The 15,175-nt window shown below is 58.9% G+C and carries 10 protein-coding genes; 3 read left to right on the plus strand and 7 right to left on the minus strand.

Annotation, left to right across the window (positions count from 1 at the left end; all coding sequences use genetic code 11):
* From pglZ to DW850_RS07595, 7 genes are all read right to left on the minus strand, one after another.
* The gene (gene pglZ, locus DW850_RS07565) at positions 1 to 2,709 is read right to left on the minus strand and encodes a BREX-1 system phosphatase PglZ type A (protein WP_117786728.1); all 2,709 of its coding nucleotides are present in this window, start codon (positions 2,707 to 2,709) and stop codon (positions 1 to 3) included.
* 23 nt (positions 2,710 to 2,732) lie between these two features.
* Positions 2,733 to 3,701, minus strand: a complete 969-nt coding sequence (locus DW850_RS07570) for a hypothetical protein (protein ID WP_117786729.1) — start codon at positions 3,699 to 3,701, stop codon at positions 2,733 to 2,735.
* Between the two features lie 125 nt (positions 3,702 to 3,826).
* The gene (locus tag DW850_RS07575; protein WP_117786730.1) at positions 3,827 to 4,348 is read right to left on the minus strand and encodes a hypothetical protein; all 522 of its coding nucleotides are present in this window, start codon (positions 4,346 to 4,348) and stop codon (positions 3,827 to 3,829) included.
* 9 nt (positions 4,349 to 4,357) lie between these two features.
* Entirely contained in the window at positions 4,358 to 6,808 is a 2,451-nt protein-coding gene (pglX, locus tag DW850_RS07580) for a BREX-1 system adenine-specific DNA-methyltransferase PglX (protein ID WP_117786731.1), read from the minus strand.
* A 66-nt stretch (positions 6,809 to 6,874) separates the two neighbouring features.
* Entirely contained in the window at positions 6,875 to 10,549 is a 3,675-nt protein-coding gene (gene brxC / locus DW850_RS07585; RefSeq protein WP_117786732.1) for a BREX system P-loop protein BrxC, read from the minus strand.
* A 78-nt stretch (positions 10,550 to 10,627) separates the two neighbouring features.
* Positions 10,628 to 11,320 carry a DUF1788 domain-containing protein gene (locus DW850_RS07590; protein WP_117786733.1) on the minus strand — a complete coding sequence of 231 codons (693 nt, stop codon included), beginning with the start codon at positions 11,318 to 11,320 and terminating at the stop codon, positions 10,628 to 10,630.
* A gap of 1 nt (position 11,321) precedes the next feature.
* On the minus strand, positions 11,322 to 11,972 hold the full coding sequence (locus tag DW850_RS07595) for a DUF1819 family protein (RefSeq protein ID WP_117786734.1): 651 nt from the start codon (positions 11,970 to 11,972) through the stop codon (positions 11,322 to 11,324).
* 359 nt (positions 11,973 to 12,331) lie between these two features.
* Between DW850_RS07595 and DW850_RS07600 the strand changes: the two genes are divergently transcribed.
* The 3 genes from DW850_RS07600 to DW850_RS07610 all read left to right on the plus strand — a co-directional run bounded on the left by DW850_RS07600 (position 12,332) and on the right by DW850_RS07610 (position 15,091).
* Positions 12,332 to 12,616: a type II toxin-antitoxin system Phd/YefM family antitoxin gene (locus tag DW850_RS07600; RefSeq protein ID WP_158565244.1), complete on the plus strand. Its 285-nt coding sequence runs from the start codon at positions 12,332 to 12,334 to the stop codon at positions 12,614 to 12,616.
* Between the two features lie 115 nt (positions 12,617 to 12,731).
* Positions 12,732 to 13,856, plus strand: coding sequence for a 3-phosphoserine/phosphohydroxythreonine transaminase (gene serC / locus DW850_RS07605; RefSeq protein WP_117786736.1), 1,125 nt, complete (start codon positions 12,732 to 12,734; stop codon positions 13,854 to 13,856).
* A 71-nt stretch (positions 13,857 to 13,927) separates the two neighbouring features.
* A complete protein-coding gene (locus DW850_RS07610; protein WP_117786737.1) occupies positions 13,928 to 15,091 on the plus strand; it encodes a phosphoglycerate dehydrogenase in 1,164 nt (387 codons plus the stop codon).
* Positions 15,092 to 15,175 lie beyond the last annotated feature (84 nt).

The following is a 15,175-nucleotide window of genomic DNA, read 5'->3' on the forward strand; positions in this document are numbered from 1 at the left end:
CTAAAAACCAAAGTCAGCAACAGGGGCAAACGAAACAGCGATGGTGTACGTCTCGCGCCAAACGATCTTGCCCGTCTCGCGCTCACGGCAGACCAGATAGTACGGACCCTTGGCCGAGAATCCATCCGCCGCACGCAACGCAAACTTGGCATGCACAACGCGCTCCTGCGAGTTAACAGAAGTCTTGTTGGCATGCGCCTTAACCGTATCGCTCACCTCGTTGCCGCTTGCATCGGTAAACACCAGCTCGTACTCGCACGGCAGTACCTTGCCTTGGGCGGGTTCTTCCTGGATCAAGTTGACCGAGAAGAGCGAGTTGGTCACTCGACGTCCCTCACTTAGTACGCGCAGCGTCGCCGCGCGCGTATCGACAAAGTCCTTGGAACCCGAGCGCGCACGCCAAAATCCGATAACGGGCACGCAAAGCTCCTGCAGGCTCATGCCGCCGTGGACGTAGTTGTTAGTCCCGCCGGGACGCTTAAAGTGCACGTTCTCGCGCGGGGCAAATCCCTCAAAGCCGGCACCCAAACGCCCCATGTCAACATTAACAAACACCCTGCGTGCCTCGTCCGAAAGCTTGGCCACGGCCTCGTTGGGCACCACCAGATGACGCTTGCCGTGCATGACGGGAGCGTCAAGGAAGGGAAGGTCTGGCTTGCCGAGCATCTGGCACTCGTTGAGTTCCCGACGCGTGTAGATAAAGCCGTGATCCGCCGTTATAACAACACGCGCGCCCGGGGCGTCGGTGCACACACGACGCGCCAACGTGGCAAGTTCCTCCACGGTGTCCGCGCAGGCATCGAAAACATCATCCTGCGTAGCGGCCTTCTCGCCCGTGGCATCGATCTTGTTGTGGTAGAGATAAACGAGCTTGGAGTCTTTGAGCAACGCCTTGCGCTCGGTTCCCGCCATGTTGAGGTATGCGCTTGAGCGCAAAGCGCGGCTCGTAGACTCAACGTGGGTAAGCACGGCCTCGCGCTGCGGAGTCGTCGCAGTGGGCATGCCGTCAGCCAGCACAAACGAGCCATCCTCCGCAAGCTTAAGCGCTTGGTGTGGCAGCAGCGCGGGCATGCCCACCTCGGTAATGGAGGGAAAGACCGCCTGCATGCTAGAAACCTTGACGTTGCCGCCGCGCTCGCGCTCGAGCAGCGCCGCGACGTCGCGGGCCACCTCATAGCGCAGCGCATCGCTCACGATAACGACCGTCGTTTTGGCAGAACCCACAAAGGTGGGCAGCACGTGCCAGTAGAACTCATCCTGTCGTTCGGGGCCCTCGATATAGCCGCAATCGGCCCACTCCCCTTGCGCAGCGGATGCCCAGCATGCATTGGCATCGGCCAAGAACCAGTTACTGTAGAGATTCTCCGCCCAGTCCACTACGGCTCGGGCAGGCTCCTCGAGCACATCGCACTCGATGGAGCGTGCCCGCAAATACGCGGCGCACATATGGCGATAGGCAGCGTCCATGGCATACCAATCGGACGCGTAGGCATCCCACACCTGCTGGGGCTGCGCCAGATGGAACCCGCCCGCGTGCGCCTGCCTAAACGCGCACATATCGGCCACAGCGACAAGCAGGTCAAAGTAGCTCTCGACACGGCGGTACCAGCTTAGGTCGCAGCGACGCGCCGCAAAGGCGCGCGCATCTGCAACACGGTCCGCGCCCCGAGCAAACGAGCAGAACAGCTGCGAGAGCACGGCCTCATTGACGCACGGGAACACATCAAGCGAGGTCAGCACATCGATCGACAGGGCCTCAAACCGTGTAAAGAGCCCGCGGGCATCCTCCACCAAACGGCAAATCTCAAATAAATCCTCGCTCGACGCCTGAGCATCGGCAGTCTGGTCCCACGCACGCACCGCCTCAAGGCAATAGGGGCCGTATGCGGGAACCACATAGCTTTCGAGTCCCTTGAGCGCCCCCTCGGGAAGCGCGGTGGATGCCGCCGTGATGAGCACATGGGATGCCAGCGCAAGCAGCGAATCACGCTCATACAGCGGCCCCTCAAACCCATAGCAACGCAAAATGAAGGCAGAAAGGACATCGCGCACGCAGTAATTGTCCGCCAACTCGGCCAGTGCATCGGGGCCCTCATGCAGCAGCGTGGTCATGCAACCGCGCAGCACAAACGCAGGCCGCGCGTCGCCAGGCTCTTTACCGCCAAAAATCACCGTAAGGATGCCGAGTTCGATATCGGATGCGCCCGAGGCATGCGGAACACACGCGGCAAACTTAGCGCAGCGGGTCTTGACATCAAAGAACGTCTTGTGCTCGCGCAGACTCTCGCGCACGGCGTCAATATTCTCGATACCCAGCTGATCGGCCAAAAGTGAAAGATAGTCAGCCTGGAACTGATCGGCATACAGCTCAACATCGGCAAGCCAATCACCCTCAAGCCTGCCGCGCGGACAACGGCGATACAACAAGATATCGTTCGCAAGGTCATCGCGGTTGATAAGCTTCTTAACGGCAAACATGCGGCCCTCGCAGGCCTCAACAAACCGCACCGGACGCTCAAAGTCACCGTGGGCGGGCATAACGCCATCATCGGCCCCCGCGCCGTCGAAACCCTCGGCAGCCAATCTCTCAAACTCATGGGCAAACTCGCCGTCCGCATCGTGCCAAATCACCACACGGCGCAGCATACATGCGGACAACGGCTGCAAAAAACGCAGCTTGAGCTGTTCTTCTACATCGATCTTGGGCATGAATATCCTTACCGTAATTGCAGTTACTTAATCTTTGCCAGCACATCCTGAAACTTGGCGTAGTTGACCTTGACGCCGTCATCCAGGTCAATCTTGATCATCTGGTCTGCCAAGTGGTGCAGCTTCTCTTCGTAGGCAATGGTCTCTTTAAGCTGGTCATTGAGCTTTTTGACGCGCTTATCCAAACGCACGCGCTCGCCGCGCTCGGCACTGGCAAGAGCATCGTTGGCATAGCCGATCTGGGCACGATAGCGCTCCTGCTGCTCATGCACATAGTCGGTGCGGATGCGAGCCAACAGGTCGGGCTGATATCGATGCATGTAAACAAGGCACTTGAAGCCGTTCTTTTTGCCACTGTCGAACAGCCAGTAGATAGGGCGCTTCTTATAGGTCTGGCAGTGGTCCTTAAAGAAGTCCTTCAAAAAGTAGGCGCGGATTACCTCGCGCGAAGTGCCCTTGCCGCCGAGCGCCTCGGCAATAAAGGCCAGGTTCTGCTCAAGCGTCTCCTCGCCGTACACGGTGCGCACAAAGTCGATAAAGTAGCGCACGATGTCGTCGTCAAAGTACTCGTCATCGGTAATGGGCAGCACGTTGTCGGCATCGGGCATAAAGGTCACGTGCGCGGGATCGGGCACCTTGGCCAGATAGTCGTCGACCGTGGCACCCTGATCGGCCAGGACCAGCCCGTCCACATCCAGCGAATAGCGGCCAAACATGCAGCCCACGGCATAGCTTATGAGCGAGGTGATCTCGTCACGCTTGGTGCGCACGTATTTATTGCCCTTATAGCTCTCGGGAATCTCATCGGCAGTGTCGAAAATGCGCGCCACCGAAACGTACTTATCCTCGACCTCGATGGGCACCTCTCCCTCCATGTTGTAGATCTTGGCAAAGATTCGGTTGAGCTCTTCCTCGTTAGCGCGAAGCTGCTCAAAGCGAGCATTGACCTCGGCCTTGCGGGCCTCGTATTTATCGGCGAGCAGTGTTGGCATGTTTACATCCAATCCAATCGAGCGTGATTCAGCTCAAGTAAACTTCATTTAAAACAGATGAGATAACAGGTAAAGGCACTGATTGTTCAAATGAGCAGGAACAAAACCGGGCTAAAGGGTGACGCCTATCTACTGCTAACTTTTGGTCCATCCTTAATAACCATTATCCATTGCAATAAAGTGGATTCCTTTATTACCGCTCGACCTTTAATTTGGCTTCCCTGTTTATTCTCAAAAACGTAATAAAGCTCACCTTTATATTTCGAAGTCTTAAATCCACCGTGAGCAAATGAATTTCGAATAAAATAAAAAAGAGCCTCTGTTTTGTTGAGTCCACTTTTAATAGTGTGAACGGCAAACTCGAAAGAACCGTCAAACGAGTCCAATCTATTAAGCTCGTCAAGCGTAGCCTCGATATCTTTCGCAGGAGCCCCTATCCATTTGCAATTCGGAAAACCCGATAATCCTCGCATCAAGGAATGCAGTGTATTGTAGCCACCCTTAGACCAGCCGAGCTCTCTAAAGGAAGTGCCCTTTTCTGACGTGCCAGGAACAGGCGTCTCCCATACGTAAAACTGAACAAGCTTCTGAAGATTAAGATCGCCCGATAGATTGACCTTACGCGCAAACGACCATTTACAAGCCATAAATATCGCCTACACCAATGGGTTGCGTTTGAAATCCCAAGAGGTTTCAAACGAATCCCAATCCGCTTCAGACTCAACGACTTGCTTGACAACAAGGGATTTAACGCCATCAGACGATTCCCGCGATGATACAACTGGAAAAGAGCCAACGACTCCAGCGCTCCAGTTCAATGTCGGATTTATCGCTTTAGAAAGTAGCTGAATTGCAGACGAATTTAACAGGCCGAGGAGATACCAATACATCTCTGGATTGGGATAACAAGCTGGGCCGGCATCGCCCATGACATACTCATCTGTATTTAAAGCCCTGAAACTAATGTCACCCGAGGTAATTAGCGACCAGCACAGACATGATCTGAAGTAATCAGACTCGTTAATATTACCTGAACCTGGAAACGCTTTGATCTCCTTGCCATCGTCCTTCCAACGCACGACATAATCACGGTTACCATACCAACGACGATAGGGACCGCCTTTGGAGTAGAACTTATAATCAATGTCAATCAGTGAAGCAGAGACTTCGTACCACTGTCGAAGAAACAAGTCGTTATTTCCCGTAAACATCCCTTTACGTGTTTTCGCAATTTTTGCCAAAGGCCGCCCAACCTCGAAGGAGCCGTTTGCCCCTTTCCCAAGCCAGTAGGCTATGGGGGTGCCGGGGATCTGCCTGAAGGCCTCGGCATCGCGGCGGTAGAACCAGCCGCAGTCGGGGTTTTGGATTGCCTCGAGGGCCTTGGGGGCCTGGGCAGCAGCTCCAACGAAGTCAGAAAGGCGAACATAGCCGCCCTTGTAGCCCTTAATGAATGAGTTGTGGAACGTATAGGAACAGATGGGCACAGTAGCGCCAGCAAAGCCCGAGTACTCAAGCTGGATGAGAGAAGTCAGCGTTCTGTCGTTGATAATCTCGTTGCGGAGCTTCTCGTAACTTCCGATAAACATCCAGACGAAAGGCGACATTACGCCGCACTCGCCATGATCTTTAGCAAATTTGAACATGCGAACGACAAAACTGGAGAACAGGTCGCTCTTCACGTCGGGGTAGTTCTTCTTGATCCACTTGCTCATGAATGGATTAAAGCTGCTGCTGCCCATATACGGAGGATTCGCAACGGTGCAGGTAAAACGACGGGACAGCTTCTCGCAGATGGCGGCAGCGCTTTCGAGCTTAGTTTTGGCCGTAGCGGCAAAAAGGTCATCGGAACAACTCGCGGCGGCAGCCTTGAGCTCGTCGATCTCGTCCTCTGAGGGATTGAGCAGCGAACCGATCTCGCCCAAATGACTCAGCTCCTCGGCGAGCTTCTTGTTACCCGGCAGCTCGTCCTCCCCTAGCGGGATGCTCGAGAGCACGGTAACGTCGGCGCGAACGCCACGCCTAAAGAAGCGACGGTCGTGCTCGCGGGCGCACATGGCAAGCGCCAGCTCCGCGATCTGTGCCGCGCGGGAATCGATTTCCATACCTGCAAGGTTTTTAGTAAGAATGAGCTCGGGAATCTCGCGTTCACGATAGCCGCGCTCCTCGTACATATGAAAGAGCAGTTCAAACGCGTAGACCAAGATATGGCCCGAGCCGCATGCCGGGTCGCAGAGCGTAATCTCCTCGGGGCTCGAGATGCGAATGAAGTCCTCGTGCTCCTCATCAGGCTCGATGTAGTACTCCATGCGCTCGCGCAGTGAGCTCCCGGGGTTGTTGAGCATCCACAGACGACCGAGCGAGTTCTCGACCATATAGCGCACGATCCACTCGGGGGTGAAGAGCTGCGTGGCAGGTGCGATGTCGGCCGCCGCTGCCTTACGCTTGGACTTGAAGAACTCGTCTTTAACGTCAGCGTTGTAGTACTGATACATCCAGCCCAGAACGGTCACGCCCTCGCGCCAGTCCTCGTCAGCGAGGACTGCATTGAGCTTGCCCACCACGCTGTCTGCCATCATAAGACCCTGGGGTAACAGCAGCTCCATGGCACCGCCCACACGTTCAAAGACACCCGGCAGGCAGTCGGCAAGTTCCTCGCTCTGCGCCACAAATAGATAGCGCCACAGCGGTTCGTCGGAACCCGCCATTTTGAGCTCCGCCACGCGCTCGGGGTCGGCCGTGGAAATCTCCACGTCCAGGGCGTTCTCCACAGCCTCGCTACCATGGCTGCCGTCCGCGCGGCTCAGCATGCGCATACAGCTGGGGAGCCAGCCGCGAGCCTCCATAAAGCGCATGGCCACGATACGGTTGAACCAGGTGTAGGCCGCACGGTCGCGCAGCGCGTCATGGCTCTCTGCGGTCTGCAGGCGCAACAGCTCGTCGCGCTGCTCGACCTCGAGTGGACTCAGAGGCTGGCCGTTGATGGTCTGGGACCCGGCAGGATCGGGCGCGGGGTCGGTGATGCCATAGCGCACCATCTGCGCCTCCACGCCGTTAATAAGTTCCACGCGAGCCCACGTGCAGAAGTTCTTGAGAGCGGAATCGTTCATGGTTCCCGTACCTTTCAAAACGCCATAAGCCGCCGGTGCATGTTTGGGCGCCGGCGACTGAGCGGGTTAGTTAATGCGGATCTCGTCGTTTGATGCAAGCGCCTGCATAAGGCGGGCTCGCAGGTCGTCCACGTAGCGTTCCACGTCCTCTGCGGTTGTGAGGCGGCTCGGCTTGGCCAGGTCGGTGCGGCGCACGGTCTTGACCTTGCGCCGGGGCTTGGGCACGGGCACGGGCACGGAACCGTTACTTGGCGTAGCGGTGCCCTTGTTGGTGATCTTTTTGACCACCTCGCCCGTGCTGGTGACCTCGGTGGAACGGCGCTCGTTTTCCATACGTTCGCGTGCGGCGTCCACGGCGTCGTATATCTTGTTGGCCGCCGTGATGGTCCAGCTTTCCCAGTTTGCCGCGAGGGCGTTAAGCTCGTTGAGGCTCTGGACGCCGTGGGTGCGGTTCTTGAACGACTCATACTTGGTGCCGGCGTCCGCTATGGCATCCTTGGCCTGCTTGACAAAACCCTCTTGGCTCTCGGCCTGCTTTTGCAGGTCCTGCAGGTCGTTCTCGATGCGATGCAAGAACTCGTTGCGGCGCATGCCCAGGAGCTTTTTAATGTCTTCCTCGACGGGGGCCATCAGCGGCTGCAGCTCTTTAATGCGGCTGTAGGGCTTGGGATCTTTGAGGATCTCGCGCACCGTTACCACATTCTCCACCGCGCCGGGAATGTCATCGGAGGCATACTCAATGCCCTCCGTGCGACTCAAGAATTCCCTGGCGTGGTCAAAAGCCGTTCGTTGGTTGGACTCGAAGAACTCAACCACCTTGTCAAAGTCTTCCTTGGCATCGAGCAGGCGGTCTTCGTGCTTGGTGAACGTGGTCAAAAATGCCTCGGCCTCGTTCTGGTCCTTAAGGATGTCGGCCACCTCCGAGCGCATCTTCTCGCACTCGTCCTCACCGGGATACGGGAAGGCCGGCTTGATACCCGTGAAGTAGTCGCGTGCCATGGTGAGGCACGTCTCGCGCAAGTCCTCAAGGCGCTCCTTGAGCTCGGCTACGAGCTTATCCTCGTTGGAGGGAACGTTCTTAAGGTCAAACAGGTCGCGCATGAGCTCGCCCGTGGCGCGCAGCAACCGGTCGCTCATGCGCATGCGCAAGCGCACCTTGGCCTTATCGGCATCCTTGCGCAGGAGTGCCACCATGCGGCTGTCGCTAGCTTGGACCGTCTGACCGCCAAACAGCACCTGCGCGCGCTGCTCCACCACAAGCTGCGCCACCACATTTGCGATGTCGACCTCGCGCCAGCCAAAGGGCCTTTGCTGATACTGGCGTTGGATATCGCCCATAGCGGTATCCAGGTGGCGTTGGTGCTGCACTTTGAGGTAGTCCTCGACCTCCTTGAGCGCACGCGTGTTACCCGCGTCCATGCCAGCGAGCCCCGCTTGAACGTTGCCCGCCAGAGTGGAGCGGATATCGGAATCGCTCGTGACCGGCGCGCCGATGTAGTCGGCCTTTTCAAAGACCACATCGCACAGCTGCGCCAGCACCTGCTCAAAGACCTGGGCGGGTTTGGCCGCGCGGACCTCAACCATGCGGTCGTTGACTGCGCAACGTGCATGGAGCACGGCCTCGCTCAAAAGGGCATCGGCCTCTTTCTCGTTATAGGCCGCCTCGCGCATCTTAGACTCGACGATCTGGCGCGTGCTCGGCTGAAGCTCCTGGAGATTTCGCGTCTTGGCGTACTTGCGGATCTTGGCGGCGTTGACGAGCGTCTCCCAATAATCCGCCTCGTCGCTTAAGGCCACGATGGCCTTGCCCGAAGAAGCCAAGGCCAGCTCGATATCGTCCGCACGGCCCAGGTCGCTCGCCATGGTCGCCACGTAAAGCTCCATGCCGCCCATGCTGCCACCGTGGATTGATCCGTCCACATAGCGGTCAAACGGGAAGTCGTTGGCCCCGCGGTTGAGTTTGCGCGCGGTGTAGATGCTGTCGAACAGGCGCTTTTTGATAGACTCGATTACCTGCGCGCTATCGATTGGGGTGCGTGCGATCTCCTGCGCTATCTCCTGCTCCTCGTCGGTGAGGAAGCTATAGGTATCGCCCTGGCGTGCCACGTAGTTCTCGCGCTCCAGGCGGGCAAGGGACTCCTTGACGCGGTCCTTGAGGGCGCGCTTGTCCACGTCGAGGCCGTCGATCATAAGGATGGAGATGTTCTCGACCGTGGCCTTGACGTAGCCGATGTAACGAATCAAGTACAGGAGCTTAAGCACCCGGACGTCGTAAGGTTCAAGACCCTCCGCGTTCTCGGCCGCACGGACCGCGCGGTCGACCACCCGGTTGATGCCGGTCTCAAGATCTTTGGAGATAGTGTCGAAGAAGCGCCAGAGCGGCACGAGCGCACCGGTCTGCTCAAGTTGGATGGCCTGAGCGCTCTCCTGGAACGCACTAAGCATGGAGCGCTCGCCCGTGGACATGTGTTTGGCCTTGACGCCGTGTTTGCGCACCTCGGTCATGACATCGGGCAGAAGCTTGAACTGATAACCCACAAACGGGTAGCTGGCGACAAACTCCTTGGCGTTGGCGTAGCCGGCGAGGTCGGAGCGCGAGCCACCCTCAAAGGTAAAGTTGTTTTTGAGCACGGCGGCGTCTTGCTCGTAGACCTGTGCAAGCATATCGGCCGCCGACGCGGTCTTCTCGAGCACACGGCGCTGGATGACCTCGTCCACGCTGGAGCTGGAGAGCGAAAGGCGGGTATTGAAGCGGCCTTGGATCTTTGAAAAGTCGTTGCCCACGGGCAGGCTCAGGTTGTCGATGGCCTCCTGGCTCGTGACCATCACCCACACGCGGCCACCGCAGGCGGCCCCCAGCTCCTCGACAATGGTCTGAAGGCTCAGCATAAGGCTTGGGTCCTGGTCGTTTGTAATAAACTGACCCACCTCGTCGACCATAAAGAGCAGGCGGAAGTTGCCGCCGCGGGCCGCCGCCTGAGCGTCCACGTAGTCCTTAACCTTTTTGGCAAAGACATCGGGGGCCAAAACCTCGTCCTCAGAACCCTCGAGCCAGTTCCATGCGGCCTTTTCGCTCATGCCGAGCACGCTCTGCAGCACCTCGACGACGTCGTCCTCAAAGTAGCTGTAGGTGTCGCGGGTCTGGAGCCAGGACTCGCCGTTGACGCGCTCAAAGGCCTCGCGGAACTCCTGGGTCTTGCCCAGGGAATCGATGTGATCCTCGAGCTTTGCAAGCTTGAGGTCCTCGCCGTAGAAGCCGCGTGCCTCGTAGAACATGCGCTCAAAGCCGCGAAGCAGCGCCGTGGGAGCCGTATCGCCCTGCTTCCACTGGCCCGCCTTGCTATCGATGTTAAAGAGGATGGCTTGCGTGGGCACCGAGCAGGCGCGCTCCATGGCAGCCGCGACCATGGGGTCGACGATCTTGCCATCAAAGTAGCGGATGGCGCTCTTACCGCCAATCTGGCGATTCTCGAGCAGGTAGCTCAGCATCTTGAGAAAGTGCGATTTACCGGAACCGAAGAAGCCGCTGATCCACACGCCGATCTTGTCGGTGCGCACATCGATGGCATCGCCGTAGGCCTTGAAGAACGTGGCAAAGTGCCCCTGCAGCTCGCGCGTCACCACGTACTCGTCAAGCTCCTGACGGATGGACTCGTCTTTTGAATCCTGGACCTTGACCACGCCGTTGATGGAGCGGTTGATGTCTTTTGCAAAGAGGTCGCGAATGATCGTGTTGTCCATGGGTGCTCCTTTGGGTTTGGGAACGTTATGGCAAAGGGTTGTTACCGGCGGCAGGGCCTTGTATGCGGGGAGCCGTGCTTACGAGATATCGATGGCGCGGTAGTAGTTATCGGCCGGCAGACGGTTAAAGAGCTGGAAGGAAGAGCCGTTGAAGCTGCCCGGATAGGCGGCGATCACCGGCACATCATCAAAATCCGCGAGCATGCAGTGGAGAAGCGTGTGCATGCGAAAGAACGGGAAGACCTCACCTGCACCGGTGAGGAGGATGACGTCTCTGGGCACGTGCGGCTCGGTTTGTTCAAGGATGCACGCGGCGACTTTCTCGGGCGAGGCGAACTTGGCCACGTCCTCGAGCACGCGCTGGGTACCGCGACGCTCCTCTTGGCGCGGGATGGTCTTGAGGACGCGGCGCTTTTCGAGAATTGCCAGCACGGCGTCGTAGAGATTCACGACCTTGAGCGTGCACGGGAGCTTGCCGGCCTCGGCATCGCGTGAAAGGACGTCAAATAACGCACGCGCCTCAAACTCGAGCGCAGGGTCGTAGCAGAAGGTATGGAAGCCGATCTCGTTACCTATGCCCTTGTTGGCCAAAAAGTCCTCGCTGCACAGGCACTCACGCAGGAGCTGCGCGCGGCGCTCAAATTCTTGGCGGGCGCGCTCGGAGCGGGCATGCGCCGCCACGACACTCTGGCGGGAATGGATGCCGATATTGGTGGTGAGATCGGTCGCCGGGGTGACTACGGAATCGGAAGTGCTGTTGACGGAAGCCACGCTACATCACCGCCCTGCCGGTAAGGGCCGCGATAAGAGGCTGCTCGCCCAGCTGGACCAGGCCCTGCTCGACCTCGGGGTCGAGAAAGAGCGGGGACAGGCGTTCGGACTCCGGGCCCTGACCCTCGCCTATAAGGCCGGCGTGGCGGAGCGTCTGGCGCAGCGAGCCCTTAATGCGCTTGACCGTGGCCTCGGTCCAGCGGGCCGCGTCCGGATACTCCGTGGTAAAGCGCGTCATAAAGGCGTTGAGGTCAGCCGCCGTGAAGGCATAGTCGAAGTTTTGCAGGCGCTCCCCCACCTCGACGAGCACGAGCTCGCGCACGATGTCGTAGCGGCAGATCATGCTGTAAAAGATGGCCTGGTCCGCCTGCGTGGGAGTACCAGATGCCATAAGGCCGGTTAGGGATAACGCAGCCTCGGCGGCAGTATTGGGGTCGATGCCGCGCGCGGCGCACGCGGCGTCCGTGGGCATCATGGCGTCGAGGCGGCGAAGGCACACGGTTGCGCGGTTGGCAACCATGCGCTCCGTAGGATATTGAAAGAGGTTATCGCTCTTTACGCGTACAATGACCTGCTCGTCGCTTGCGCCCTGCGTGCGCAGAACAGCGACGATGCGCATCTCATGCGGGAGGAATTGCTCGCGGGTGAGCACCCCCCCCCCGAACGCTTTTTGTGGTTACATCCACAGTGCACGCTCCAAGGGTGTCAAAGGCTGTCACAAGTGCGCCGCAGCCCGGCAGGCAGGCGCGGCGCACATGACAATAATCATACCTGTTGGTAAAAAAGTTACCACGACCAGCGTGTCAAATGTTGAGCAACAAAATTAAATCCGGTTAACGGTTATTTTCGCAGCTCAGCAGCTTTGACGAGATCGCCCCAAATCACACTTGCCAGATAAACGCGCTTGCGAATGCAGACACGCACACGCCCAAAGCCACCTCGCATCGGACCCCCACCCTCCACTACACTCAACATTGAGTTATACATATGATTCCATGTAAGGAGCTTCATATGCCAGACGTAAAGCCTATTTCCGATCTGCAACGCACCTTTGGCGCCATTGCAGATATCTGCCACAAGACCAAAGAACCCGTCCACCTACCCAAAAACGGGTCGGCGTCGTCTGTCGTCATGGATGCCGAGGCCTATGACGAGCAGACGCGCGCACTTGCTGCCATTCAGCAATCCATCGCCCGCGGTTACGACGACCTCATCAACGCCCGCATTCGCCCCTGGAAACAAGCAAAGGTCCAGGCGGGTCAGATGCGAGCCTCGAGACAACCCTCCCCCATGTAACCATCCTGTAAATCATAGCGGCGCAGTCGAGTTTTACCATGATGCGGTCGCGCCTGGCGCTGCACTGTGCTAAAGTATCCCGAACGTTCAAACGACTACGAGGGGGACCTAGAAGATGGCACGTGTGCACAACTTCTCAGCTGGCCCGGCCGCGCTGCCCACCAGCGTGCTCGCCGAGATCGCCGACGAGATGATGGACTACCGCGGTTGCGGCATGTCCGTGCTCGAGATGAGCCATCGATCTAGTATGTACCAGCAGATCATCGACGACGCCGAGGCAACCCTGCGCCGCCTGCTGAGCATCCCTGACAACTACCGTGTCCTGTTTTTGCAGGGCGGCGCCACGCTGCAGTTTGCGGGCATCCCCATGAACCTCATGCGCCGCGGCCGCGCCGGCTACGTCGTGACTGGCAACTTTGCCAACAAAGCGTACAAAGAGGCCGCCAAGTACGGCGAGGCCGTGCTGCTCGCGAGCTCCAAGGACACCAACTTCGACCGCATTCCCACCATGGCCGACGTCAACGCGCGCATCGCCGCCGAGGCCACGGGCGATGGGCTCGACTACGTCTACATCTGCCAGAACAACACCATCTTTGGCACCATGTTCCACGAGCTGCCCGATTGCGGCGACGTGCCGCTGGTCGCCGATGTCTCGAGCTGCTTTCTGTCGCAGCCGCTCGACGTTGAGCGCTACGGGCTCATTTACGCCGGCGCGCAGAAAAACGCCGGCGCCGCGGGCGTGACCGTGGTCATCGTGCGCGATGACCTCATCGCCAAAGGCCCCGCCTTTGCGCAGACGCCGCAGTACCTGGATCTTAAAACCCAGGCCGCCAAGGGCTCCATGCTCAACACGCCCAACACCTTTGGTATCTACGTATGCGGCAAGGTGTTCCGTTGGGTGGAGCAAACCGGCGGACTTGCCGCCATGGCCGAGCACAACTGGACCAAGGTCAACCTGCTCTACGACCTGCTCGAGCACAGCGAGCTGTTCCACGGCACCGCGCAGACCGGCAGCCGCTCCATCGCCAACGTCACGTTCCGTACCGGCGATGCCGACCTCGACGCCGCCTTTGTCGCGGGCGCGGCAGAGCACCAGATCCAAAACGTCAAGGGCCATCGCCTCGTCGGCGGCATGCGCGCCAGCGTGTACAACGCCGTCACCATGGAAGACGTTCAGGCGCTGGCCACGTACATGAAGGACTTCGAAGCGCAGCATAGTTTGAGCCCGCGATCTAACTAGCCCGCAACCCGCGGGCCGACCAGCCACCTCAGACCACCCTGTTTAGATCAAAACCTGCTAAGGAGTTTTCCATGCGCAAGATCAAAACCATCGACGACATCACCAAGGACGGCAAGGTCGAGTTCGGCGAGGGCTACGAGTTTGTAAGCACCGCCGAGGAGGCCGACGCCATCCTGATGCGCTCCACCGACCTGCACGGCTACGAGCTGCCCGAGGGCATCCGCGCCATCGCCCGCTGCGGCGCCGGCGTCAACAACATCCCCGTCGAAGAGTACGCCAAGAAGGGCGTCGTGGTCTTTAACTCCCCCGGCGCCAACAGCAACGCCGTCAAGGAGCTCGTTTTGGGCATGCTGGTGCTCTCGAGCCGCGGCGTGGTGCAGTCGATGAACTGGGTGCGCGACAACGCCGACGACCCCGAGATTCAGGTTGATGCCGAGAAGGCCAAGAAGGCCTTTGTGGGCCGCGAGCTCAAGGGTAAGCGCATCGGCGTCGTCGGTCTGGGCAACGTGGGTTCCAAGGTCGCCAACGCCTGCGTCGACCTGGGCATGGACGTCTACGGCTACGATCCGTTCATTTCCGTCGAGCACGCGTGGGTGCTGAGCCGCGAGGTGCAGCGCGTGGGCACGCTCGAGGACCTCTGCCGCGGCTGCGACTACCTCACCGTGCACGTGCCCAGCAAGGCCGACACCATCGGCATGATAAGCACCGAGCAGATTAACCTGCTGGCCCCGGGCGCCGTACTCATCAACTACGCGCGCGAAACCATCATTGACGAGGACGCCGTTGACGCCGCCCTGCGCGAGGGCAAGCTCAGCTGGTTTAGCTGCGACTTCGCCACACCCAAGACGGTCAAGATGCCCAATACGTTTATCACCACGCACTCGGGCGCCGGCACCGGCGAGGCCGAGGCCAACTGCGCCGACATGGCCATCAGCGAGCTCAAGGATTACCTGGAAAATGGTAACATCGCGCGCAGCGTCAACTACCCCGCCTGCAGTATGGGCAAGGCGCGCGCCGCGAGCCGCATCGCCTGCCTGCACGCAAACGTGCCCAACATGATCGGCCAGATCACGGCCATTCTCGCCAAGGACAACGCCAACGTGCAGCGTATGACCAACGAGTCCGCTGGCGAGAACGCCTACACCATGTTCGACACCGATGAGCACCTGGACAGCAGCACCATCGAGGCGCTCAAGCAGATTCCGTCGATGTATCGCGTGCGCGTGATTAAGTAGCGCCGGCACCAAACCTGCCAGACAGGCCACGAAGCCCATTCGGCCCCCGTTTTCATGAACTGCGCCCCAATTCTTGGACGGGCT

The organism is Collinsella sp. AM36-4AA (assembly GCF_003467795.1).
Taxonomy (GTDB): domain Bacteria; phylum Actinomycetota; class Coriobacteriia; order Coriobacteriales; family Coriobacteriaceae; genus Collinsella.

What these genes read in the sequence shown, in the direction of transcription:
- pglX (WP_117786731.1), bottom strand. Translation starts at nt 6,808, where the DNA reads ATGAACGATTCCGCTCTCAAGAACTTCTGCACGTGGGCTCGCGTGGAA.
- DW850_RS07600 (WP_158565244.1), top strand. Translation starts at nt 12,332, where the DNA reads ATGCCAGACGTAAAGCCTATTTCCGATCTGCAACGCACCTTTGGCGCC.
- DW850_RS07610 (WP_117786737.1), top strand. Translation starts at nt 13,928, where the DNA reads ATGCGCAAGATCAAAACCATCGACGACATCACCAAGGACGGCAAGGTC.
- pglZ (WP_117786728.1), bottom strand. Translation starts at nt 2,709, where the DNA reads ATGCCCAAGATCGATGTAGAAGAACAGCTCAAGCTGCGTTTTTTGCAG.
- DW850_RS07575 (WP_117786730.1), bottom strand. Translation starts at nt 4,348, where the DNA reads ATGGCTTGTAAATGGTCGTTTGCGCGTAAGGTCAATCTATCGGGCGAT.
- DW850_RS07570 (WP_117786729.1), bottom strand. Translation starts at nt 3,701, where the DNA reads ATGCCAACACTGCTCGCCGATAAATACGAGGCCCGCAAGGCCGAGGTC.
- brxC (WP_117786732.1), bottom strand. Translation starts at nt 10,549, where the DNA reads ATGGACAACACGATCATTCGCGACCTCTTTGCAAAAGACATCAACCGC.
- serC (WP_117786736.1), top strand. Translation starts at nt 12,732, where the DNA reads ATGGCACGTGTGCACAACTTCTCAGCTGGCCCGGCCGCGCTGCCCACC.